The sequence below is a fragment of the Chryseobacterium sp. PET-29 genome, assembly GCF_025736815.1.
In the GTDB taxonomy this organism is placed as follows: domain Bacteria; phylum Bacteroidota; class Bacteroidia; order Flavobacteriales; family Weeksellaceae; genus Chryseobacterium; species Chryseobacterium nepalense.
This window is the reverse complement of record NZ_CP107053.1, coordinates 1,446,518-1,469,759: the sequence shown is the minus strand read 5'-3', so window position 1 is coordinate 1,469,759 and position 23,242 is coordinate 1,446,518. Positions and strand designations below refer to the sequence as shown.

The following is a 23,242-nucleotide window of genomic DNA, read 5'->3' as shown; positions in this document are numbered from 1 at the left end:
ATTAAAATGAAAATAGCATTAATAACAGGAGCCAACAAAGGAATAGGCTTTGAGACCGCTAAACAACTTTTAGAAAACGGATATTTTGTCTTTATAGGAAGCCGTGATATTGATAACGGAGAATCTGCAGTGGAACAACTGAAAAAAGCAGGTTTCGCGCATACGGAAGCCATTCAATTGGATGTAACCGACGCCGGCTCAGTGGAAAAAGCAAAATCAGCGGTCAGAAGCAAAACCGATGTATTGGATGTGCTGATCAACAACGCTGGAATAAACGGAGGAATGCCGCAGGCAGCTTTGGAAGCGCCGGTTGAGTCTTTTCAAAAAGTACTGGATACCAATCTGTACGGTGTTATAAGAATGACCCAGACATTTATGGATCTTCTTAGAAAATCGGAGGAGCCGAGAATCGTCAATGTTTCTTCAAGCGGCTGTTCCCTCACGTTACATTCTGATCCCGACTGGATCTACTACAGTCATAAAGCAGCGGTGTATACCGCTTCAAAAGCCGCCATGAATATGTATACCATCAACCTTGCCTATGAGCTCCGTGATACCCCATTTAAAGTTAATGCAGTCTGTCCGGGATTTGTCGCTACAGATTTTAATAATCACCGCGGTACAGGAACTGTGGAAGAAGGCGGAAAAAGAATTGCAAAATATGCCATGATCGGGCAGGACGGGCCTACCGGAAAATTCATCAGCGAAGAATATAATCCCGAAACCGGGGAAACACCATGGTAATTAATTCACTATTTTTACAGAACCAATCAAACAAATGAAAAGCAACCCAAATCATTTTCATAAATTTCACTCGTTAACTGAATTTCATAAGATGTTCGGAGTTCCTAAACCTGAGCATCCACTGGTCAGTTTCATCCGTCTGGAAGATATGACCCTACCTGTTGAGGAGCTATCGGAAAATCTGATATTGGATTTTTACAAGATCGCCTATAAGGATACGATCGGAAGTGCCAAATATGGCCAGCATCATTATGATTTTGGTGAAGGTGGTCTGGTATTTACAGCTCCGGGACAGCTCTTTGAAAAACCTAAGAATAATAAGAGCAAAGGCTTCCTGATCCTGCTTCATCCTGATTTTCTGCTTTCCTATCCATTGGCAAAAAAAATCAGACAATACGGATTCTTTTCCTATGCAACGGATGAAGCGCTGCATGTATCAGAAAAAGAAAAAGAGACCTTATTTTCAGTATTTAAGATTATTGAGGAGGAGCTTAATAACAGAACAGACGATGTGAGTCAGGATGTGGTTGTCTCTCAGATCGAACTTCTTCTGAATTACAGCAGTAGGTATTACAAACGTCAGTTTATTACGTATAAGGCAGTTAATGACCGCCTCATTGATAAGTTTGAAAAAGTTCTTGACGTTTATTTTAATACCGATGAAGAGCTGCAGAACGGAATGCCAACGGTGCAGGATCTTGCTGATCAGCTAAACGTATCCGCAAATTACCTGAGTGACATGTTACGTTCTTTAACCGGACTCAATACACAGCAGCATATCCACAACAGATTCATTGAAACCGCAAAGAAAATATTATCCACTACGGATCTGTCGGTATCTGAAATTGCCTACCATATGGGATTTGAGTATCCGCAGTCCTTCACCAGATTATTCAAGAGTAAAACCAATCAGACTCCTTTGGAGTTCAGGCAATCATTTAATTAGACCGTCAGCAATTGTATTTATCAACCATTTGTTTTAGGTTTTCGTAATCTGACGGTCGGTTCATCATCATTGTCTTATATAAATTAAAAAAGGTGAATCATGTTGATTCACCTTTATATATAATCGTTTATTATTCTTCAATAAACGCTAAAAGATCTTTGTTAATGGTTTCATGCTCGGTAGTTGGCATTCCGTGAGGGAAACCTGGATAGGTGATCAGTTTACCGTTCTTTAATAATTTAATGGATTTTAATGCAGCATTGGCAATAGGAACGATCTGGTCATCCTCACCATGCATCACCAAAACCGGAATATCCACCGCTTTAAGATCTTCACTTAAATCGGTCTCTGAAAACGCTTTAATTCCGTCATAATGAGCTACGATTCCGCCCATCAGTCCCTGTCTCCACCAGTTTCTCTGGACACCGTCTTTTACATCTGCGCCTTCTCTGTTATACCCGTAAAAAGGAAAAGTAAGGTCATAATAAAACTGATTTCTGTTGTTCATGGTCTGATTTCTGATATCATCAAAAACCGACATCGGCACACCGTCCGGATTGCTTTCACTCTGCACCATCACAGGAGGAATTGCACTGATCAATACTGCTTTTTTAGCTCTTCCGTTGGCATATTTATTCACATAACGGATTACTTCACCACCGCCTGTTGAGTGTCCGATGTGAACCACATCCTTCAAATCTAAAAATTCAACCAATTCTGCAGCATCAGAAGCATATTGCTCAATGGTGTGGTTGTAAATATTCTGGCTGGAACGTCCGTGACCTCTCCTGTCGTGAGCGATTACCCGGTACCCTTTTTTCAGAAAGAAAATAACCTGGGCATCCCAGTCGTCTGAAGATAATGGCCATCCGTGGTGAAACATCAATACCGGTCCTTCACCCTGGTCTTTGTAAAAAATTTCTGTTCCGTCTTTTAATGTAAGTGTACTCATAATATTAATTTTTTTAAGTTATTAATTGTTTTGTCTTATTTCTTTAGCAAATGTATGGAGGATAAAACAGGTAGAAATTAATCTAGTTTAACTTCATACATTTTGATGAAATTTTTATTAGAGGCAGCTTTTTGACAATTATCTAAAGCTGTTTGCTAATTTCTATGGCAGCTTTTCCTTGTGTAGATTATCCTGAGCTTGTGGAATGGTTTTCTCTTTTTTGCCATTACAGACATACTCAGATCGGACTGCAATTCGGGATTAATTCACATTTTCCCTTACCAGTTCGAGTAAATCTTCCGCACCGCCATTGAATTTATTTCCATTAATGAAAAACGAAGGCGTGCCGTTTACGCCGCTGATAATACCGCTCTCGAAATCTGAATCTACTTTCTTTTCCAGTTCGGGTTTCTGAATATCTTCTTTGAATTGAGAAAGGTTTAAACCTATTTTTTCTGCGAGCTGAAATAAGAAATTTTCATTCAGAGATTGCTGATTTTCATAAATGACATCATGCATTTCCCAGAATTTCCCCTGAAGATCGGCGGCTTCTGCTGCAATTGCGGCGGGTCTTGCATATGGATGCATTTCCGACAACGGAAAATTCCTGAAAACAAACTTTACCTGACCTTTGAATTCTTTCATTAATTCTTTAAGAACAGGATAAGCGGCTCCACAATACGGACATTGATAATCGCCGTATTCTACAATGGTAAGGTCGGCATTGTCGTTACCTTGCGCATGGTCAGTTTTACTTACTGATGGTTTTAGTGACATAATTATTTTGTATTAAGTGTTTCTAAAGCTTCCAATATTCCGTCTGCACCAGGATTGATGGCAGTTGGTGACAGATAACTCCATTCGATGATGCCCTCTTTATTGATAACAAATAAAGCCCTTTTGCATTCTCCTTCCTCCTCATCATAAACGCCATACTTTTTTGCGGTTTCTCCTTTTGCTTCAAAGTCGGCAAGCAAGGGAAAATGGAGGTTCCGTGATTCTGAAAAAGCCAGATGACACCATTTGCTGTCCACAGAGATTCCGAATATTTCTGCATCATATTTTTTGAAGAATTTCAGCATTTCGTTGTACAATGCCATCTGATCACTGCAAACCGGGCTCCAGTCTGCGGGATAAAAGGCGAGAATAACATTTTTTCCTTTAAATTCAGATAATGTTATTTTCTGGTCTGGTGTAGCAAATAATGTAAAATCTGGGGCAACAGTTCCTTTTTGTAACATAATATTTAGTTTTTTGGGTTATTGAATTGAAAATCTACAACAAGTTAGCAATAAAATGGCAGGTAAAAGCAAATGCCAGTTTACCAATATATTAATTAAGGCAGGAGCTACCGCAGCGCCATATAGAAATCCCGTCCACAATAGCGGAAGATTCCGTCATCATGGGTATGGAGTTCTTTTTTCTAACTGATATTTAAAGCTTAAATTTTTCAGTATGCGTCCTATTACTTTTTATGATTATTATTTACAGTTCTTAATTTCTATGGTAAAGCTACTTCCTAATCGGGTATTTTTTAGATCTTATTCGATCAACGGGCAAAATCAGTCGTTGGGCTTTATATTGGTGTAGAAAATAGTGTTGTAGATGAATATCCGTTGTATTGAGAAGTTTATGATTTGAAGATAAATTTCATTCTCGAAACATTTTTCTTCACTTTGTTACAAAAAAATACTCGAATTGACGAAGCAAATATCAAAATATTCAATACACAATTTGTAGATGAATTAAAAGTTATTTGATTACAAACAAGGTATGCTAATTCTAAAAAGGCTGATTGTATTTGCCTGTCAATGCTTTGTTTTCGATACTTTTTGCAAAGTTGGGTGTTTCTTCGTGGTTGTGCGCATCGGAAGCAGCTTGTCTGGAAGCGGCTGCACTTGCTAATTCGATGCCGTGTTCTTTCATATATTCGAACATTTCCGGCGTTGCCGTTGCGTGAATTTCGTTGGTATACAAAGTCGTGTTATCATCAATTTTTGAGGCTTTCAGCTCCCATAAAACCTGCACTTTCGTTCTTCCGTTTTTGGTAATGGAATCAGATATTGACAGCATTCTGCAGTAATCCGGTCGATAGACGGTGGCTACATAATGCTGAACCATCAAAGCGTCTCCGATTGTTTCCACATTCAGCGAAACCGGCTCGCCATCGAAAGTGGTGGAAATAGCCGCTCCGATATGTTGGGTTGAGCATCTTTGATATTCGGCATCGGGTAAGTTTAATAACCAGTCTGCAATGTTAACTTTTTCGAATGGTGCATTAATAACAGCAGTTACACTTGAGTGAGATAATGCATTTTCTGATGTTTGTAGAATTTCCATAATGTTTGGGTTTTAATTATTGTATTAATTGTTGATGTAAAGCTACTGCCAACTTAGCGGGAAATCAGCTGGTGTTCGATGAACAGGCAGAAACTGTCGTTAGATAAGATCGAAAAATTAAAAAGATAAAAAGGATGGTGTTTTTGAGAAAAAACGAAAAAAATCACTGTAAAAACAGTGATTGGTCATATTAATGTTAAATGATATTATTTAAAAAGCCATTTTCTGATCAGCTTTGTATAATTGGGCATTACAACGAAAACCATCAGGAAAACAATGGATGCAGAGATCAAAAGTCCGTCTGAATAATGATTTGCAGGGATTTTTAATAATCTTAAAAAGGGCAGAAGTAAGAGCGGAACCACTAATGATAAAGGATAAATGGCTGACCAGGTTACCAAAAACTGTTTCCATCGTACGGGAACCTTTGTTTCGTTTTCGTTTTCAAAAAGAAAATCGAGCCCGGATTTTATTTTGTAATGGTCATTTTTATGAAATAGGGGGTTGGCTTTTTCAATCAGTTTTTTTCTGTCATCGGAATCAATCCAGTTTTTGAGATTTTCAATCGTATCAAATCTGATAATCACGGTGTAAACAAAAGTTAAACCCTGGATCGGTCTGATGATCTGCCAATCAATAAAACCTTTTGCATGTCTGGTTAAAGGAACGATCTCATTGAGCCATTGCTCGTACTGTTGCTGTTTCCCATCCAGAATGTGATGCGAAATCACTACAGATGCTCCCTGATTTTCCATAACGATAGTTTTCTTTAATTAATAGTTTGTAAAAATAATTCTGCCTCGGAAACTGCTTTTAAAACAATCTCTTTTACATCTTTTAAAGTCTGTTTTGAAGCTGGGTTTTCTCCATTGGTTAATTCTAAAGTATTCAGTTTTTCCTCTAATAAAGGAAGTAATCCCATTATTGCAACACTGGATTTCAAATCATGTGCTCTGAGTTTTACGATCTTAAAATCTGTATTTTCATAAGCCGATTCCATTTCCTGCAAATGACCGGGAACTTTGTCTAAAAACTGCTTTGTGACCGTTCTTTCAAAATCTTGGTCACCATTGCTGACAGACTTCATATAATTAAGGTCAATGTATTGATAAACAGGAATGGTTTCTTGGATTTTTAATTCATTATTTTTATTTTCTTTCAATCCGAAACCTGAAATTAATTTAAATAATTCATCTTCATTGACCGGTTTGGAAATATATCCGTTCATTCCCCGGCTCAGGCATCTTTCTCTTTCTCCGGCCATTGCATGTGCGGTCATTGCGATGACTGGAAGATTCAGATTCAATTCTTCGCGGATTTTTTGTGTTGCGGTATAGCCGTCCATTTGTGGCATCTGAATGTCCATTAAAACCAGATCACAGTCGTGATTTTTAAGATATTCTACTGCTTCAAGACCATTGTTTGCGGTGTCAAACTCAATGTTCCATTGTGACAGAAGATGCTTCATCAGACTTTGATTGATGGCGTTATCATCTACTACCAAAACTTTCAATGGTGTATTGGATCTGTCTTTAAAATACGTTATATCATGAGAAGGAATTACGGCAATCTGTTCTTTCGCAATGACATAAGGAATGAAAAAATGAAAAGTCGTGCCTTTTCCCTGTTCGCTTACAACTTCAATATCTCCATTTTGTAATTGAATTAAACTTTTCACAATGGATAAACCAAGTCCGGTTCCTCCGTAATTTCTTGTTATAGAATCTTCACCCTGGTTGAATCTTTCAAAAACCTCGCTGAGTTTTTCTTTATCGATTCCGATTCCTGTATCTGAGACTTTAAAACCGACAACAACCTCGTTTTCGGTTTGATTTTTATTGTAAATCTCAATACTAATGCTGCCTTGCTGTGTAAATTTAACGGCATTTCCGATGAGGTTAACCAAAATCTGGGTTAGCCTCGTTGCATCACCATTCAGCGTATCTGGAATCGACGGATCTATTTTGCTGGAAATTGTTAATCCTTTTTCTTTTGCCCGTTCCACAAAAAAAGTTTCTACCGAATTTACCAGTCCGTTGATGCTGAATATTCCTTTGGTAATGCGCATCATTCCGGCTTCGATTTTTGATAAATCCAGAATATCGTTGATAATGGCCATCAGATTTTCTCCTGAGCTTTGAATGGATGATACAAATTCTTTTGAAGTCTGATCCAAAGGTCTTTTCTGTAAAAGATTGGTAAAGCCCAAAATTCCGCTGAGGGGCGTTCTGATTTCGTGGCTCATATTGGCTAAAAAATTTTCTTTGGTTTGTGCAGCAACCGAAGCTTTTTTTTCTGCGATATCCAATTCCTGGATCAGCAATCTCTGACGTTTAAACTGGCGAAGAATATGAAAGCCAACGATGGATCCGCTCAAAATCAATAAAATCAATAAAGAAATATCATATAACCTTGCCTTTTGCCCCATTGTTTCGGTCTTTTTGCTGAGGTCTACCATATGAAATTTACGGCTTTCATAGATTTTTGCGGTGATTGTTGTGATTTCATTTGATATTTTTCTCGCTCTCGGGTTGGCAATGGAGGTCTGATCATCCATGTTTCCGAGTGTATGATAACGAAGCAATAATTTGTCTTTCGTGGTTTTCTTTTCCATAGCGAGAACACTCAGTCTGTGAATCAGCCTTTCCTCTTCTGCATCGGTGTTGTCTTTGGAAAGGGAGTCTAAAAAGTTTTCTATCTGGCTGATCTTTTGGTCAATTCCTTCAAGGTGAGTAGTATCATTGGTTGCAATGGAAGCCCGGATTCTGCTTTCAACGCCTAAAATATCACGGTCTATTTCACGCAAATGATTGCTGGAACGCAATTCGTTAAGAAGTTTATTGTTATTACAGATAAGCTCCTTCGTATTCTGCGCCGAATTGATTTGAACCGCGATCAACAGGAGAGAACCTGCAATAAATGTGAGGATGATAAAATAGCTGAATCTCCTGTTGTCCATTATTGAAGATATTTTTTTCATAAATGTTTTTCCTTGTTTTTAATGCATACTTCGACTCCGCTCGGTACTCGCAACGTTTTTTTTCTTCTTATTGAAAATATTTAGTTCTAAAGGTACTTCGTCAAGCTTAGCATAAACTATTCACTCAGCAAGATTTAATATTAAGTTTATCATTCTGTAGGAATCTAACCGTGGATGCCGGGATTCCTACGGAATGACAAATACTGTTTTTATTTTGACGCTACTTTTTGTGCTGAATCTGCATCTTGGCTTGAGCGGAGCTCTTTTTGTTATTGCGATGCTGAACGGTTCAACAGATTGCTGCGTGAACTTAGCTCAGGATATACTACAGGAGGATTAAGCTGCCCGAATAAAATTTAAAAAACATTCATTCTCGTGTTGAGTGCTTTCCTGTATGCATCTGCAACCGGGATAAATTTTCCGTTAATCATAATTCCGCCGTCCTGAAGTGTATCTATTTTACCGACTGAAACAATGTATGAACGATGAACCCTGATGAAATTGTCTTTCGGAAGGCGTTCTTCCGCCGTTTTCATTTTACCATGGATGGCAAACATTTTTTCCCGGGTGTAGAACTTTACATAATCGCCCATCGCTTCGGCATAAAAAATGTCATCGAGCTTCAGTCGCCTTGTAATATTGGAATCCCTTACAAAAAGGAATTCATCTTTTGTGACTTCCACATTTTCTTTTCTGCTTTCCAGAATTGTCTGCGCTTTGCTTACTGCCTGTAAAAACCTTGCCGGTGTTATTGGTTTCAGAATGTAATCTGCAATATTCAGTTCAAAAGCTTCCAGTGCATATTCCTTATTGGATGTTGTGAAAATGATAATGGTACCTCTTCCCGAAAGATTCTTGGTAAGTTCAATACCTGTCATTTCCGGCATTTCGATATCGAGAAAAATCAAATCGACGTGATTAGACTGCAAGTGGTTGTAAGCCTCAATGGCATTGGAAAATTCGCTGACAATTGTGAGACTGGGAATTTGTTTTGCCAAATGTGAGAGTGTGGTTCTTGCAATGTCGTTATCATCTACGATGAGAGCTTTCATAAGGATATTTATTTATGGTTACACAAATATAATTATTCCTTTCTGTTTTCCCAATTTATCTGAAATACGAGCGGATCATCCAGGCCATTTCTTCGTGCGTTTCCATCAATCCTGTGATGAAATCACTTGTACCGTAATCTTTGAATTCTTCGGCAAAAGGAGTGATATTCCCTCTCAGAAATTCAATAATGCTTTCTTGGTCGCTTAATAGGTCTTTCATATAGCCTAAACCGTCGTTGGTTCTGTCGGTATATTCTGTAAGATGGGTTAATTCGAGATAGATTTTCATTGTTGCCGGCGCATAATGTCCTATTTTTCGCATGCGTTCTGCAACGCTGTCAATCAGCTCATCCAATTGCTTGTATTGCTCTTCGAAAAAGATATGGTTGGCATGAAAGTTATCCCCGGTAACGTTCCAGTGAGCATTTCTGGTTTTAATGTAAAGTACAGTTTCATCTGCTAATAATTTAGCCAATTGTTCTGCTACTGCTTCTGTGTTTTTTTCTGTGATTCCGATTTTTGTTTTCATAATAATAGGATTTTAAGTTGTTTGTTTTACTGATGTAAAGTTCGATCGGAATGCTGTTATTTTGAGATTATTTTCGATAAATCGGCAAAATGAGTAGTTGAATTTGATATTGAAGATTTTAAATGCCGGAAGAATCGTCATCAGCTCCCGTTGTAAATCAAGGAGCCTAAGACCGGGACATTTGATTTTTTATTGAATTTCAATATTATACATACTTTTCAGATGTTTTGCTGAAAATTTTGAGTTCTTATTTGATTAGGCAATAATATACTTAGGTTACCGGAGTTAGGTAATATCATCATTAGATAAGCACATACCGGTCATACTATCTGTTTATAAAACAAGTAATGCCTTAGTAGATCATTGCCTTTTTAATTAATTACAGTAGTAAACCCGCGGATTGGTGCTGTTCCCACATTTAAACTGGTATTTAAACTGCAGGTATTTCGGCGTGGGATTATCTGTGACTTCAAGAGGATTCATTGTTTGTCCGTTATAAGAAGGCATGGTGACCTGCGCGGCAGAACCATTCCCCAAAGCAGTATTTTTTGCACTGCTGTTTCCATTGAAACTATAATCCATCATAGCATCCAAAAGACGGTACACTCCATAATAGTCCAATGCATCGAAAATTACTCTTGAACTTGGCATGGCGTGGTCTGTTACATAATTATATCCGTTAACAGTAGACGATTTAATATAAATAAAATCCTTTTCAGCATTAGGAATATTGATATTTTTAAAGATATCAATTGCCATCCTGTGATCGTTGACATCATCCTCATCATAGACCTGGGTGATCATTTTGGTATTGGAAGGAAAACTTTGTAATTGCTGTTGGGTACTTAATGGACTGTTCCAGTTAAAAGAATACCATGGAGCCATAGTGAAAAGAAAACGTCCATTTTGTCCCCATCCCTTCTCTGTAAATGCTTTGTAGGCCAGATCGATACTTGCTCCACCTCCAAAAGAGTGGCCCATAAAACCTACTTTCTGAGTGTCAATAATGTTAGGATAATCTGCAGCAGCCTTCGTGAATCCTTCCCACAGGGTCTGGTAACGATGGTCTACACTTACATCAATGGTACGGTAAGGCACAAATACTACCACGTAACCTTTCTTTGCAATGAATTTGTACAACTCTATATTATATTCTTTGTCTTCACCACCAAACGGATGCGAAAAGAAAATGGTAGGTCTGGGAGAAGTAATCCCCTGAGGATAGAAAATTGAAACCTGTGTTCCCGGATACTCCGGATTATCAAAGTCAATTTCTGCCACATCATAGTTTCCATCTGCACCGTATCCTGTTACAGGCTTTTGAATAGGTCCTTGAAGGCTGTTGCCAACCTTTGACTGGAGAGGTGCTGTTTCGTAAGTGTCGGTTGCGCTCTGAGAGCATGCTGAGGTGGTAATAAATAAAATTATTATCCATGGATTTAATAGTTTTTTCATTTTCTTTTATTTTTAATATTTTGAATCATCTGATCTTTAATATCCTCATATTTTTTATATTGTTCCTCGCTTAAAATTTGGCTGAGCATGTTAGATTTTTCTTTCTGTAGGGCTTTCAGTTTTCTAAATTTGGAGAGCTTGCTGCTGTTACTTTGAATAATAGGCTCATTCTTCCGGGCGTACTGAAGGTTTAGCGCGGAAATCTGCTGAGTTTGTGAAGCATTTAAGTTTAATTTAGTTGTCATCCACTCCGTCTGCATTTTTGCACGCTGTTCAGGGGTACTGTCCTTTAATTTATTTTTCTGTGCCGATAAAACTGTACATGCAAGGCATATAAAAGCTGCTATAAGAAAAATCTTCTGTTTTTTTGTCTTTAGAATCATCCTGGAAATTTAGTTTTTAATAAAACAAATGTAGTAATAGCAATAGTGTATGGTAAAATAAAAAAGGGTGAACCGACTAAATCAGGTGGTAAAACAAATTATTGGTCCAGTCATTTTCTAAAAGTCATGGCTTTTGCCTTGCTGACGATGATCTGGTCCTGTGGTGAAGGATGAATTTTAATTAACAGTCTTCCGTTAAAAAAGTATTCCACGGCTTCTACGGCTTTTTTATTAATAATGAATTGGCGGTTAGCCCTGAAAAAAAGAGTAGGTTCAAGTTCATTTTCCAGCTGTTCCAGTGTAAATTCCATTATATATTGCCTGCCGTCAGACAAATGTGCATATACAATCTCATTGGCCGTATGAAACCAGTTAATCTTAGCTGCTTCCACAGGGATAAGCCTGCCGCAATAATGTATAAGGAAAGATTTTCGATAGTGCTTCGTCGCATTTTGCAGTTCCTGAAGCAGAGATGCTTTTGCATTCTGTCTTTTTTCAGAATCAGCAGCAATTAAGATGTGATATTTAAATATCGTGCGCGTTATTTCTTCTTTATCGAAGGGTTTTAACACGTAATCAATGCCATTGTTACGGAAGGCCTCAATAGCATAATCATGATATGCCGTAACAAAGATGACAGGCTTTTTTATTTTAACCTTTCTAAATATTTCAAACGATAATCCATCAGAAAGTCTTATGTCTGAAAATATCAGGTCAAAATTATTATCATTTAAGGTAAACCACTCCGTTGCTTCTGCTATACTCTGCAAACATTTTGTGATTTGTATTTCCGGATTGATTTCTTTCAGGATGTATTCCAGATGTCTCGCGGTAGCAGGTTCATCCTCAATAATGATAATATGTATATTTCTTCTCATAATAAAGGAAGCTTTACGATGAAATATTCTGTCGTTTGATGGATCTCTATCTCTTGCTGATTTTGCAGCTTATATCTTTCATTTAAATTGGTAAGACCAATTCCGGCACCCTCTGTCTTGCTGATGGTGGGCTGGAGGTTGTTTCGGATGATAAGCCATCTGTTTTCTTCATAAATCTCTATGATTAAAGGATCTGAAAGTGTCGCTCTGTTATGTTTAACCGCATTTTCGATCAAAGGTTGCAGTGATAAATGAAGGATTTGCATTTGGATTAAATCTTTGCTGATATTGATATGAATCTGGAAGGTGTTTTCCAGCCGCATTGTTATGAGTTGGGTATAAGACTTTAAATGCTCAAGCTCCTTCTCAAGGGTTACCAGATTATTACCTGAATGAACCAATGTATATCTGAAAATTTTGGAAAGATGAAGGATATAGTTTTGGGCCAGACCTGGATTTTCCATGACTATGGCAGAAAGACTGCTCAGGGTATTGAAAAGAAAATGCGGATTAAGTTGTTCCTGAAGCAATTGAAGCTGAGTCTGAAGGTAAGCGGAATTGAGCTGCTCGTTAAGCATGTCTTTTTTTCTGCTTTCACGCATCAGAAGAATGAGACGGATTACTACGGCAATCATGATGCTGCTTAGCAAAAACCTGGCAAAATACCCTCTGATTCTTCCTCCGGGAAGATGGAAGATTCCAAAAATAAAAGAATGGATCAAGCTTCCCAGGACAATTGCTGCAACAATAACCAGGGAATTGCACAGGTAGAATTTCCAGTATTGTTTGTTTTCTCTAAAGACACTTAGAAATTTACCGTCGGAAAGATTAAGGTATAATAAAAGAAGGCAGAATAACATATTATACAAAAACTGGAAGCTATATTCCTCAATATTGAACTGCCAGTAACGGGCGATAATCCCATCACTGTTCAGTGCCATCAGTTTTGCAGAATTTACCATCAATGTGATCAAAAACGCACTGTAAATATATATTTTTCTCTCATTTTTATTCATTGGTACAAAGAAATGAAAATATTAAAATCATTGATATAATAAAATGACCGAAGCGGCAAAAGTTGATGTTGAAATAACATTGCAATAGGATGTAAATACTAATTTAAAAATCTTTTGGTTATTGTGAAAATGATAGTTTATGTAAATAATTTCAATAACCATTTTAGCCTGTTATAAGTATGAAGCATAACGTAAACATAGTGCAAAAATTGAGGATTTTTGTACTAACTGTAATTTCTTATGTACCTGAAATAAGCTTTCATTAAATATCAAACAGAAGCAAAGCCGATTGCTTAAAAACCATCAGAAGAAGGTGTAGACTAGGTTCGCGGAAATATGAATATTTTGAGTTATATTTTTCATACCTTTAAACGTTGATAATATAGATATAAATGATCCACTTTTTCTCCGCATTAGGCACTGATGCAATTTTCGATATACTGAAGCAATCCAGTGATCCCACCGCAATCTATACCGGTGAGGATTTACGTATCCAGTTTGCGAATGATGCGATGCTTAAAATATGGAACAAAGATGAATCAATACGCGGCAAAAAGTTGGAGGAAGTGCTTCCTGAGCTGAATGGAGCGTCCTATTCAGATATCCTGCGGGACACCTGGCATTCGGGAAAAGCATTTGAGGTCCGCAACATACCGATAACAACTGATGTTAATGGTAAAAAGATCACGCTATATTATGATTTTAAATATAAGCCGGTTGCTGATAAAGCCGGCAAGATCTATTGTATTCTGCATACCGCAAGTAATGTGACGGAAAGACAGCAGGCCTGGGAACTCCTTCGAAACCGGGAGGCTGAGCTCAACCTTGCCAATCATGATCTTTCATCCTTAAATCATGACCTCAGGTCAAGTAACGAAGAATTGACGACGGTCAATAGAGAATACATAGAAATGAACAGGAAGTTGGATCATGCCAATAAGGAAATTTATTTTTTAAGTGATCAGTTGAGAAAAGACAATTCCGATCTGTTGTCCGGCAAGACTGAAAATGAGAGCAATATCTCTGAGCTTACTTTGCATAATAAAGAGCTTAATAGTCAGAATGATCAGCTAAAACATTTAAATGATACCATTTCCTTACTCAACGAAAAACTCACGACCAGTGAAATGAGTTTTCGTGACCTTATCACACAGTCGCCTGTTGCCATGATGCTTTTAAAGGGTGAAGACTACATGGTAACGATGGTTAATGTCGCTATGCTGGAGCTTTTGGGCAAAGATGTAACCATCATCGGGAAGCCTTTATTTAACGAATTTCCCGAGCTTAGAGGACAAAAAGCTGCGGATATGTTAGAAGATACTTACAAAAACGGTGTAAGGCATTCAGATGACGCGTCCCCTGTGATGATCAAAAAGGATGGTCAGCTGGAAGAAAGGTTTTTTAATTTCAGTTACACACCCTATGTTGAAAACGGAGTTATTACCGGGGTAATTGATATGGCTATTGATGTTACCTCACATGCTGAAGCTATAATCCGTTTGGAAGAAAATATCAGAGAAAAAGCAGAACTTGAAAATAACCTAAGGGAGAGTGAACAACGATTGAGGTCGATATTGGAAACGATGGCAGAAGGTGTTGGTGTCATAGATGCATCAGGGCAGATGGTCTATGCCAATCCGATGGCTCAGCAGATTCTTGGTTTAAAGGAAACTGAGATCAAAACTCGTACTTATGATGATCCGCAATGGCAGAATCTGCGTATCGACGGAACACCTCTGCCATCTGAAGAACATCCCATGTCCATCATGATGAAGACACAGAAACCGCTCACTGATCATGAGATTGCCGTACAGCCTCCGAATGGTGATAGAATATACATTTCCATTAATGCGGCACCGATGTTTGATCAGAACGGTGTTCTTACCGGAGGGATAGGAACCTTTATGAATGTGACCGAAAGAAGGCTCATCGCACAAAGTAAAGATGATTTTATCAGCATCGCCAGTCACGAACTCAGAACACCGGTCACTGCACTGAAAGCATCATTACAGATGCTTCAAAAAAGAGGAATGAATTTGACCGAAGAAACTAAAGTAAGGCTTATAGATCAATCTGTAGTAAGCCTCAACAAGCTCACTATCCTGATGAACGATCTTCTGGATACCAGCAGGCTTGAACAAGGACATCTGAAGATCGACAAGAAACCTTTTACACTGTCAGAATTGTTCGAGGAATGTTGTGCTAATTTTGCCCAGCAGACAGAAAGAAAAATCACTTTTGAAGGGGAGCTCCACGAAAAGATTGTTGCGGACAACCAGCAGATCGGACAGGTGATGGTCAACCTTATCAATAATGCCATTAAATATGCACCGGAGTCTGATATATTTATTAAGGCGGATCTGCTGGATGCTAAAGAGATGATAATCAGTGTTAGTGATAACGGTCCCGGAATCCCGAAAGAAAAGTTATCCAGACTCTTTGAAAGATACTACCGAACGGACTATCAGGGGCAAAAATTTTCAGGACTTGGCCTGGGACTTTTTATCTGTGCCGATATCATCAAGAATCACGGTGGTTCTATCGGTGTCGAAAGCGAGGTTGGACAAGGCTCAACTTTTTGGTTTACCCTGCCAGTGTAGTATTTAAAATCTATTTTAATATAGTTATGATGAAATAATTTGGAGAGCCAGCAGGTACTGATTGACTACTGCAATGGCTGTCCAAAGGTGATCAGATTGTTATCAGGATCCAGTATCGAAAACTCTTTTTGTCCCCAGTGCTTTTGTTTCAGATGGCCAGCAGGATGGATTTCAATATTATTTTTAAGAAAGGATTCATAAGTCGCATCGATTTCTGTACATCGGATGTAGATCTGCCCATAATTTTCAGATGGTATCAGCGCTGCAAATTCAAAAAAATGGATTTCCAAACCATCTTTCTTCAACATCAGGTATCCCTGGAAATCATTTTCAGAGACTTCAAATCCCAATTTGGCGTAGAATGTTCTGGTTATTTCTTTATTGCGCATCGGCAATTTTGGAATTACTGCTGTCATCATATTTTTTTCTTCAAAATTGATGATAATATATTAAACTCACACTTGATCGAAATCAAAAAGCAATATTAGCCCGCACTCTGCTCAGCGTTTCAGGTCTTATTTTCAGAAAAGAAGCGATCATGGATAGAGGGAACGTTTGTATCAGTTGTGGCTTTGTTTGCAATAGATGATTATATTTCTCAGCAGGACTCATATTTTCATTATAAAAATCCATTTTTAAATTGGGCGCATTGAGAAGTTGTTAAATTGCAAAAACCTCTGCGAAACTGCAATAAGCTCATGGAGATCCTGAAGCTTAAGTTCACGAACTTCGGACTTTTCAAAAGCCTTTAAAGTTGCCTTTGCCGGTTGCTGCATCACCAGACTCTGAAGATTTATTGCCCATTCGCCTTCAACGTGCAGATCCGTAATAATTTCTTCTTCAACATACTCATTCCTGTAATACTGATAAAAAGAACCTTTGACAATGTAAAACAATGATGTTGAAATACTCCTGGATTCATCTAATATTTCATTCTTATCCAAATGCCTTGTATAGAGATGGTTATCCAATAAATGCATTTCAGCATCAGAGAAATTTCCGAGTTGTTTCAGCATGATGAACTTTTTATTATTAGCAAATATAAGATGTGTCGGATGTATTTTGAGTGTAATATATCAATAAATAGCATGGCTATAAATAATAATATTGAAATTACTTTTCATCTGAGGTTTCCCGTCGAATGAGTTCACAGGGAGATTTTGACATTTTCGTAATTTTAGGATCTTTAGCAATAACTTTCTCTAAAAAATCCCGGTTCTGATCTCCCCAAATGTTCATCGCATCAATAATGGGCATTAAAGACCAGCCAATTTCGCTAAGTGAATATTCTACTTTAGGAGGTAACTGCGGATAGATTTTCTTTTCTATTATCCCGTGTTCTTCAAGTTCTTTCAGCTGTGCGCTCAGGACCCGGCGTGTTGCGTCAGGCAGTGTTCTTCCAATTTCACTTGGACGTTTTATATTCATAGAAATTGCATTAAGTATCGCAGGCTTCCATTTGCCGTTGAGTATTTCCCGGGTAAGATGCAGCCCGCAGTCAATGGTAAGAGGAATCTTTCTTTCGTACATAACAAAAATTTATACAAAAATACATCATATCAACCAATAAGTACATAGGGATAAATTTATCACCAGGGTCTTAATTTATCCATTATTGTTCTTTAGTTCGCATTACTCGAAATTTGTCAGGCATTAACATTAAATAGAAAATGGAAAATACATTATCACCTCTTTTAGAGGAATATCAATTAGGAGATCTGAAATTAAAAAACAGAGTAGTAATGGCATCACTTACCCGCGGAAGGGCGACTAATCCGGAGCTGATTCCTACACCGATAATGGCGGAATATTATGCGCAGCGGGCTTCTGCTGGACTGATTTTATCAGAAGGAACATGGGTGAATCCACAGTCTATCGGCTTTATTAATGTCCCGGGAATTTATACCCAGGAACAAGTTGAAGGATGGAAAACTGTTACGAAAGCTGTGCATGATAAAGGTGGTTTAATTTTTTCGCAACTGGGACATATTGGTGCAGGGGCACATCCTGATCTGCAGAAAAGTGAGCTTCCTGTGGGACCTTCCCCAGTGAATATACAGTCGCAGTCTTTTACGCCGGAAGGTTTTAAAGATACCGTAACGCCGCGCGAAATGACAGCTGCAGAAATCCACAGTACCATACAGGATTATAAAAAAGCTGCTCAAAATGCAAAAGAAGCTGGTTTTGATGGAGTTGAGGTACATGCTATAGCCGGTATGCTCATTCCGCAATTTCTTAGTATTGCCACCAACAGGCGTACCGACGAGTATGGAGGAAGTCTTGAAAACCGTACCCGGATAATCTTTGAGATTCTGGATGCGATTATCGAAGTCTGGGACAGCAGCCGGGTGTCCATAAAATTTTCTCCGGTAATGATAAGCCATGTGGGAATCGTACAGCCGGACGAAGAAACAATTCCGCTATTTAAATATATTTTGAAAAAACTGGATTCTTATAATTTGGCTTTTGTACATATTGTAGGGCCTGCTGAAGATTTATCAGGTACTCCCGTAGATCAGTTGCAGGAAGATTATTTCGCTCATTTTCGAAACAATTACAAAGGCAGAATCATGGCTAATCTGGGATTTTCCAAGGAAAGCGGAAATAAAATTCTAAGGGAAGGAAATGCGGATTTTGTATCTTTTGGAGAACCTTTTATTGCAAATCCGGATCTTGTTGAACGGTTTAAGCATAATGTACCGTTATCACAAAGCGACAGAGATACCTATTACACCGGAGAGGAAAATGGATATATTACCTATCCTAAAGCATTAATTACTGAATAGGAATTATAAATAATAAAGTAATACAAATGTTATTAGAGAGAAGTATTTGTAACTATTTAATTATGAATAAATCTTTTGAAGAAGGAATCATTAATTAATGATTCCTTTTCTTATAATTCGTTAGAAATAAACCTTTTTCAGAACTCTTTGAAAAATTATTGCTGAATTCCCAGAAGAAACGGGCATTTTTTCTTGCCTGCTCATTGGTGAAATGTTCATATTCAATCCTGTAAATTGAACTAAACAAACGGGAACGTCCAACCCCGTGATGACAATGAATCAGAACAGGGTAGTTTTTGGGATCATCCATTATCTTTAAAAACTTCTTCACGGTACTGTCTTGGGGAATCTGGTCGGTAGGAAGGTTAAAATAATGTACATTTGCTATCTTTCCCGCTGCGGCAGCTTCAGTGTTGACCTGCTTTTTGGTTTCAGGATTAAGTTCTGTCTGTTCTGCACCATCGCGTAAATCGATAATGGTTTTTATATGATGATCATTGATAACATCAGGCAGTTTATCCGGAGGAATAACACCGGAATTATAAACTTTATTTTCCGAGATCGTTACCAGATTGTAGCGAATTTTTTTCTGATAAAAAGCAAAAGCTAAACCAAGGAACAATACCGTAATCAATGAAATAATTGCAATTTTCATCTTTTTAGATTTAAAAATTCTGCTCATAGGCTGAAGTTGTCAAATTTTGAAATTTATGGTTGCTAAGATACTATCTTATAATTAAATATCCGGACTTTACGTCATGTAAGAAATTTTCATGATTTTTTTTGATAAGAATTAAATAATTAACGCGGAAAATGTTAGACCATGATAATTTTCACCTGATATTTCAAGGTAAAGTTATTTGCTTGTGATGTTTTGTGTTTTTTTACTGTTTGTGGTATACTTTTAATCCCTATATAGGCTCGTCTTTTTCTCTATTTTCGTATTTTCGTGATTGAAACCAATATGGAACAATGAAGGACTCGTTATCACTAAATTTTGAACAACTCACTCACATATTTTCTTTCATCAATACTGCCACTGCGGTGCATGTTGGTGAAAATGCGAGGATAGAATTTGCAAATAAAGCTATGTTGGCCATTTGGGGCCGCGGTCCGGAAGTTATCGGGAAAAGCTTGGAAGAAGCAATGCCCGAACTCTCAGGCCAGCCCTTTATTGAAATGTTTGCAAGGGTTTGGCGTGAAGGTATAACGATTTCGGGAAATGATACTCCTGCAGATCTATTAGTTGACGGAGTGATAAGTACCTACTACTTTGATTTTGAATACCGGGCCGTGAAAGACGAAAATGGCCGCGTAATAGCAATTTTACATACTGCTACTGATGTCACTGAACGCTATCTGAACAGACTTGAACTGGAAGAGGCCAGCCAAAATAAACAGCTGCTCATCCGTGAGCAATCTTTAAATGAACAGCTCGCGGCAGCAAATGAAGAATTAAGCGCAGTTAATGAAGAACTTGAAGCAAGCAGGGAAGAACTCTCCCGTATGAATACTGAGCTTGAACAGATGGTAGAAGATAGGGTAAAAGCTTTAGTGGAAAGTGAAGAGCGCTTCAGGTCTATGGCCGACAATACAGATATTCTGATAGCTGTACGTGATGAAACAGGGAAACTGATCTATTTTAATAAAGCATGGTCCACACTTAGCGGACGTAATGCACATCAGCTGCTGGAGATGGGTTGGTATGATCTTATTCATCCTCTGGATAAACAAAAGTTTTTAAACATTCATCAGCAGGCATTTGTACAAAGGATTTCTTACAGCGCTGAAATGAGGCTTCTGGGATCCGACGGATCTTATCACTGGCTGCTAAAAAAAGGAACACCAAGGTTTCTTTCCGATGGTAAATTTGCAGGATATATAAGTTCCTGTGTAGATATCACCCAAATGAAACTGAGTGAACAGCAGCTGCAGGATATGAATGAAGAGTTGGCTGCTTCTAATGAAGAATTTACAGCGCTTAATGAAGAGCTTGCAGCAACCAATGAAGAGCTTGCAGAATCTAATGAAGAACTGCTCCTCAGTGAAGCACGTTTTAGAAATCTTATCAGGCAGGCTCCGGTTGCTATTTGTGTAATCCGTGCAGAAGATCTTTTGGTTATTGAAGTGAATGACGGTTACCTGGAATTGGTGGGCAAATCCAGAGAACAGCTGGAAATGCGAAGTATCTGGGATGGTGTGGCGGAAGCTGCTGATGTATATGCCCCGATTATGCAACAGGTAATCGAAACCGGAACCGCATTTCATGGATTGGAACATGAACTCGTCCTGAACCGGAAAGGAGTAGATCAAATCATGTTTATCGACTTTGTTTACGAACCTGTTAAAGACTTAAAAGGAATAGTTACTTCCATTATGGTAGTAGGAAATGATGTGACGGCAAAAGTGATAGCGAGAAGACAGATTGAAGATATTGAAGAACGTAACCGTCTTGCCATTGAAGCATCGGAAATCGGAACTTACGAGTTCAGATATGCAGAACAATCAGTAATTGGCTCCAGGCGTTTTGATGAAATATTTGGTGTTACAAGCCCTGTTTCAAGAGCAGAAGTACTCACCAGTTTCCATCCTTTGGATGCCCATCTCAGTGATGAGGCTCATGCTACTGCCCGAAAAACAGGAAAACTTTTTTATGAAGCCAGAATTGTCCTTGCCAATAATGTGATAAAATGGATTCGTTTACAGGGTAATGTTCATTATGATAACCAGGGTAATGCAGAAAAACTTCTGGGCACCGTAATGGATATTACGGCTTTAAAACAAATTCAGCAGCAGAAGGATGATTTTATCTCAATTGCCAGCCATGAACTTAAAACACCGCTTACCAGTCTTAAGGCTTCTTTACAGCTTCTTGAAAGAATGAAGACAAATCCTACGGCTCTGCTTCCAAGATTAATTGATCAGTCCAACAAAAGCATGGAAAAGATTTCCGAGCTGGTGGAAGAACTGCTAAATGTAACCAGAATAAATGAAGGCAAGGTGATGTTAAACAAAAAGAAATTCAACTTTGCCCATATGGTAGACGAGTGCTGTTCTCATGTGATCCATCTGGGAACTCATGAGTTATTGGTAGAAGGTGAAAAAAACCTGGAAATCGTAGCAGATGAAAACAGGATCCAGCAGGTTGTTATTAATTTCATCAATAATGCCATTAAATATGCACCTAAAAGCAGACAGATATTCCTGACCATCGAAAAGGACATTTATTCGGTGAAAGTTTCAGTAAGGGATACCGGTCCGGGCATACCTGCTGAAAAATTACCTTATCTTTTTGAACGGTATTATCGGGTAGATCCGAATGGTATACAGGCTTCCGGCCTTGGATTAGGACTCTATATCAGCGCGGATATTATTGAACGCCATGGCGGAAAGATTGGCGTTGAAAGTGAAGAAGGTATGGGAAGTACATTCTGGTTTACGCTACCGGATGAGGATCAGAATGATTAAAGCTAATTTTTCTAAATTTTATCAAAGTTAAAAATTTCATTTTGCTGAGGTAGCCGAAGTTTGCGTAGTAAGCTTACACAGACCCTCGGACAGTCATTAGCAATCAGCAGAAAAATTATTAAAGATTAAGATTAAAACAAATTAATAACAAAGGCTGTCTGATGAAGACAGCCTTTTTCGTTGGTATATAAGCTCTATAATGCAATAAAAGTTTTTCTGATCGTTAATTTTTTTAAATAACCTCAATCCGGCTTCACATTTCCTCAATTTGGATACATCTGTTATTTTTTATGGGCGCATCTTTGCAATATAAATTTAAAATAATTGAAAATGGACAATAGAGAAGAAAGTAAAGTGGCACTGGTATCGGGTGCCAATACAGGAGTAGGTTTTCAGATCGCGAAAGCTCTTGTGAAAAACGGATACATTGTGTATGTCGGTTCACGTGATTTACAAAAAGGAAAAGCAGCGGTATCCGAATTGGGTGAAAATGCAAAAGCTATTCAGCTGGACATTACGGATTCGGAATCGATCAGAAGGGTAGTGGAAACTGTAGCGAATCAATATGGCTACTTAACGCTCCTGGTGAATAATGCGGCAATCTCACATATTGGAAAGGCAGGCCGAACGATGGAGGACGTTCTGGGTTCACAGCGTGCCAGCATTGCACCAATTAATGAACTGAAAACTGTTTGGGACACCAATGTTTTCGGAACTCTTGCTTTAACGCAGGCTTTTTTACCGTTATTGCATAAAGCTTCAAGTGCACGTATCGTAACGGTTTCAAGTGCATTAGGCTCTCTTGGGATTAATGCCAATCCGGAAAATCCATACAGGGGAAATTTTGACGCAGTTTACGGTGCTTCCAAGACCGCACTCAACGGCATTTTTCTTTCACTGGCGATAGACCTGGAGCATACGAATATTAAAGTCCATCTGGTAAGTCCGGGATTTACGGCTACGGCGCTTAATAATTTCCAGGGAACTGATTCTGTAGAGGAAGGTTCAAAGGAACCGATCCGTGTGGCTTTAGCCGAAGATCTTCCGAACGGCAGTTTCACCGGCCCTGCCGGTTTCAGTGGTAAAGATCATGTTCTTCCCTGGTAATATTTT

Annotated in this window: 22 protein-coding genes; 6 read left to right on the top strand and 16 right to left on the bottom strand. The window is 38.3% G+C overall.

The window, feature by feature from the left end; all coding sequences use genetic code 11:
- The first annotated feature begins 6 nt into the window (after positions 1 to 6).
- Positions 7 to 744, top strand: coding sequence for an SDR family oxidoreductase (locus ODE14_RS06340; protein ID WP_263603407.1), 738 nt, complete (start codon positions 7 to 9; stop codon positions 742 to 744).
- A 34-nt stretch (positions 745 to 778) separates the two neighbouring features.
- Positions 779 to 1,690, top strand: coding sequence for a helix-turn-helix domain-containing protein (locus tag ODE14_RS06335; protein WP_263603406.1), 912 nt, complete (start codon positions 779 to 781; stop codon positions 1,688 to 1,690).
- A 130-nt stretch (positions 1,691 to 1,820) separates the two neighbouring features.
- On the opposite strand, the gene ODE14_RS06330 is transcribed toward ODE14_RS06335, so the two are convergent.
- The 12 genes from ODE14_RS06330 to ODE14_RS06275 form a co-directional block, all read right to left on the bottom strand.
- Positions 1,821 to 2,642 (bottom strand): alpha/beta fold hydrolase, encoded by an 822-nt coding sequence (locus ODE14_RS06330; protein ID WP_248392691.1) that lies wholly within the window; start codon positions 2,640 to 2,642, stop codon positions 1,821 to 1,823.
- A 261-nt stretch (positions 2,643 to 2,903) separates the two neighbouring features.
- Entirely contained in the window at positions 2,904 to 3,419 is a 516-nt protein-coding gene (locus ODE14_RS06325) for a DsbA family protein (RefSeq protein WP_263603405.1), read from the bottom strand.
- Positions 3,420 to 3,421: 2 nt separating this feature from the next.
- Positions 3,422 to 3,883, bottom strand: coding sequence for a redoxin domain-containing protein (locus tag ODE14_RS06320; RefSeq protein ID WP_248392695.1), 462 nt, complete (start codon positions 3,881 to 3,883; stop codon positions 3,422 to 3,424).
- Positions 3,884 to 4,424: 541 nt separating this feature from the next.
- Positions 4,425 to 4,982, bottom strand: coding sequence for a hypothetical protein (locus ODE14_RS06315; RefSeq protein WP_263603404.1), 558 nt, complete (start codon positions 4,980 to 4,982; stop codon positions 4,425 to 4,427).
- Positions 4,983 to 5,188: 206 nt separating this feature from the next.
- A complete protein-coding gene (locus ODE14_RS06310) occupies positions 5,189 to 5,737 on the bottom strand; it encodes an antibiotic biosynthesis monooxygenase (protein WP_263603403.1) in 549 nt (182 codons plus the stop codon).
- 14 nt (positions 5,738 to 5,751) lie between these two features.
- Positions 5,752 to 7,962, bottom strand: coding sequence for a hybrid sensor histidine kinase/response regulator (locus ODE14_RS06305; RefSeq protein ID WP_263603402.1), 2,211 nt, complete (start codon positions 7,960 to 7,962; stop codon positions 5,752 to 5,754).
- 356 nt (positions 7,963 to 8,318) lie between these two features.
- On the bottom strand, positions 8,319 to 9,014 hold the full coding sequence (locus tag ODE14_RS06300) for a LytR/AlgR family response regulator transcription factor (protein ID WP_263603401.1): 696 nt from the start codon (positions 9,012 to 9,014) through the stop codon (positions 8,319 to 8,321).
- A gap of 55 nt (positions 9,015 to 9,069) precedes the next feature.
- Positions 9,070 to 9,543: a Dps family protein gene (locus ODE14_RS06295; protein ID WP_263603400.1), complete on the bottom strand. Its 474-nt coding sequence runs from the start codon at positions 9,541 to 9,543 to the stop codon at positions 9,070 to 9,072.
- 375 nt (positions 9,544 to 9,918) lie between these two features.
- Positions 9,919 to 10,998: an alpha/beta hydrolase gene (locus ODE14_RS06290; RefSeq protein ID WP_263603399.1), complete on the bottom strand. Its 1,080-nt coding sequence runs from the start codon at positions 10,996 to 10,998 to the stop codon at positions 9,919 to 9,921.
- Entirely contained in the window at positions 10,995 to 11,381 is a 387-nt protein-coding gene (locus tag ODE14_RS06285; protein ID WP_263603398.1) for a hypothetical protein, read from the bottom strand. The genes ODE14_RS06290 and ODE14_RS06285 overlap by 4 nt, the downstream gene beginning before the upstream one ends.
- A 110-nt stretch (positions 11,382 to 11,491) precedes the next feature.
- The gene (locus ODE14_RS06280; protein ID WP_263603397.1) at positions 11,492 to 12,259 is read right to left on the bottom strand and encodes a LytR/AlgR family response regulator transcription factor; all 768 of its coding nucleotides are present in this window, start codon (positions 12,257 to 12,259) and stop codon (positions 11,492 to 11,494) included.
- The gene (locus tag ODE14_RS06275) at positions 12,256 to 13,275 is read right to left on the bottom strand and encodes a sensor histidine kinase (protein ID WP_263603396.1); all 1,020 of its coding nucleotides are present in this window, start codon (positions 13,273 to 13,275) and stop codon (positions 12,256 to 12,258) included. Before ODE14_RS06275 ends, ODE14_RS06280 begins: the two co-directional genes overlap by 4 nt.
- Positions 13,276 to 13,667: 392 nt before the next feature.
- On the opposite strand from ODE14_RS06275, the gene ODE14_RS06270 reads away from it, so the two are divergent.
- A complete protein-coding gene (locus ODE14_RS06270; protein WP_263603395.1) occupies positions 13,668 to 15,875 on the top strand; it encodes an ATP-binding protein in 2,208 nt (735 codons plus the stop codon).
- A 65-nt stretch (positions 15,876 to 15,940) separates the two neighbouring features.
- On the opposite strand, the gene ODE14_RS06265 is transcribed toward ODE14_RS06270, so the two are convergent.
- The 3 genes from ODE14_RS06265 to ODE14_RS06255 form a co-directional block, all read right to left on the bottom strand.
- A complete protein-coding gene (locus ODE14_RS06265; RefSeq protein WP_263603394.1) occupies positions 15,941 to 16,294 on the bottom strand; it encodes a bleomycin resistance protein in 354 nt (117 codons plus the stop codon).
- A 216-nt stretch (positions 16,295 to 16,510) separates the two neighbouring features.
- On the bottom strand, positions 16,511 to 16,891 hold the full coding sequence (locus ODE14_RS06260; protein ID WP_263603393.1) for a Crp/Fnr family transcriptional regulator: 381 nt from the start codon (positions 16,889 to 16,891) through the stop codon (positions 16,511 to 16,513).
- Positions 16,892 to 16,988: 97 nt separating this feature from the next.
- Complete coding sequence (locus tag ODE14_RS06255; RefSeq protein ID WP_248392720.1) at positions 16,989 to 17,405, bottom strand: winged helix-turn-helix transcriptional regulator; 417 nt, start codon at positions 17,403 to 17,405, stop codon at positions 16,989 to 16,991.
- A 140-nt stretch (positions 17,406 to 17,545) separates the two neighbouring features.
- Here ODE14_RS06255 and ODE14_RS06250 point away from each other — a divergent pair, with 140 nt between their 5' ends.
- Entirely contained in the window at positions 17,546 to 18,661 is a 1,116-nt protein-coding gene (locus ODE14_RS06250; RefSeq protein WP_263603392.1) for an alkene reductase, read from the top strand.
- Between the two features lie 94 nt (positions 18,662 to 18,755).
- Here the strand turns inward: ODE14_RS06250 and ODE14_RS06245 are convergent, their stop codons facing one another.
- Entirely contained in the window at positions 18,756 to 19,316 is a 561-nt protein-coding gene (locus tag ODE14_RS06245; RefSeq protein WP_248392724.1) for a dual specificity protein phosphatase family protein, read from the bottom strand.
- Positions 19,317 to 19,633: 317 nt separating this feature from the next.
- Here ODE14_RS06245 and ODE14_RS06240 point away from each other — a divergent pair, with 317 nt between their 5' ends.
- Complete coding sequence (locus ODE14_RS06240) at positions 19,634 to 22,129, top strand: PAS domain S-box protein (protein ID WP_263603391.1); 2,496 nt, start codon at positions 19,634 to 19,636, stop codon at positions 22,127 to 22,129.
- A gap of 330 nt (positions 22,130 to 22,459) precedes the next feature.
- Positions 22,460 to 23,236 carry an SDR family NAD(P)-dependent oxidoreductase gene (locus tag ODE14_RS06235; protein ID WP_263603390.1) on the top strand — a complete coding sequence of 259 codons (777 nt, stop codon included), beginning with the start codon at positions 22,460 to 22,462 and terminating at the stop codon, positions 23,234 to 23,236.
- Positions 23,237 to 23,242 lie beyond the last annotated feature (6 nt).

Bases quoted from the DNA above. Each gene is read 5' to 3' on its own strand.
- ODE14_RS06340 (WP_263603407.1), top strand. From the start codon at position 7: ATGAAAATAGCATTAATAACAGGAGCCAACAAAGGAATAGGCTTTGAG.
- ODE14_RS06335 (WP_263603406.1), top strand. From the start codon at position 779: ATGAAAAGCAACCCAAATCATTTTCATAAATTTCACTCGTTAACTGAA.
- ODE14_RS06330 (WP_248392691.1), bottom strand. From the start codon at position 2,642: ATGAGTACACTTACATTAAAAGACGGAACAGAAATTTTTTACAAAGAC.
- ODE14_RS06325 (WP_263603405.1), bottom strand. From the start codon at position 3,419: ATGTCACTAAAACCATCAGTAAGTAAAACTGACCATGCGCAAGGTAAC.
- ODE14_RS06320 (WP_248392695.1), bottom strand. From the start codon at position 3,883: ATGTTACAAAAAGGAACTGTTGCCCCAGATTTTACATTATTTGCTACA.
- ODE14_RS06315 (WP_263603404.1), bottom strand. From the start codon at position 4,982: ATGGAAATTCTACAAACATCAGAAAATGCATTATCTCACTCAAGTGTA.
- ODE14_RS06310 (WP_263603403.1), bottom strand. From the start codon at position 5,737: ATGGAAAATCAGGGAGCATCTGTAGTGATTTCGCATCACATTCTGGAT.
- ODE14_RS06305 (WP_263603402.1), bottom strand. From the start codon at position 7,962: ATGAAAAAAATATCTTCAATAATGGACAACAGGAGATTCAGCTATTTT.
- ODE14_RS06300 (WP_263603401.1), bottom strand. From the start codon at position 9,014: ATGAAAGCTCTCATCGTAGATGATAACGACATTGCAAGAACCACACTC.
- ODE14_RS06295 (WP_263603400.1), bottom strand. From the start codon at position 9,543: ATGAAAACAAAAATCGGAATCACAGAAAAAAACACAGAAGCAGTAGCA.
- ODE14_RS06290 (WP_263603399.1), bottom strand. From the start codon at position 10,998: ATGAAAAAACTATTAAATCCATGGATAATAATTTTATTTATTACCACC.
- ODE14_RS06285 (WP_263603398.1), bottom strand. From the start codon at position 11,381: ATGATTCTAAAGACAAAAAAACAGAAGATTTTTCTTATAGCAGCTTTT.
- ODE14_RS06280 (WP_263603397.1), bottom strand. From the start codon at position 12,259: ATGAGAAGAAATATACATATTATCATTATTGAGGATGAACCTGCTACC.
- ODE14_RS06275 (WP_263603396.1), bottom strand. From the start codon at position 13,275: ATGAATAAAAATGAGAGAAAAATATATATTTACAGTGCGTTTTTGATC.
- ODE14_RS06270 (WP_263603395.1), top strand. From the start codon at position 13,668: ATGATCCACTTTTTCTCCGCATTAGGCACTGATGCAATTTTCGATATA.
- ODE14_RS06265 (WP_263603394.1), bottom strand. From the start codon at position 16,294: ATGATGACAGCAGTAATTCCAAAATTGCCGATGCGCAATAAAGAAATA.
- ODE14_RS06260 (WP_263603393.1), bottom strand. From the start codon at position 16,891: ATGCTGAAACAACTCGGAAATTTCTCTGATGCTGAAATGCATTTATTG.
- ODE14_RS06255 (WP_248392720.1), bottom strand. From the start codon at position 17,405: ATGTACGAAAGAAAGATTCCTCTTACCATTGACTGCGGGCTGCATCTT.
- ODE14_RS06250 (WP_263603392.1), top strand. From the start codon at position 17,546: ATGGAAAATACATTATCACCTCTTTTAGAGGAATATCAATTAGGAGAT.
- ODE14_RS06245 (WP_248392724.1), bottom strand. From the start codon at position 19,316: ATGAAAATTGCAATTATTTCATTGATTACGGTATTGTTCCTTGGTTTA.
- ODE14_RS06240 (WP_263603391.1), top strand. From the start codon at position 19,634: ATGAAGGACTCGTTATCACTAAATTTTGAACAACTCACTCACATATTT.
- ODE14_RS06235 (WP_263603390.1), top strand. From the start codon at position 22,460: ATGGACAATAGAGAAGAAAGTAAAGTGGCACTGGTATCGGGTGCCAAT.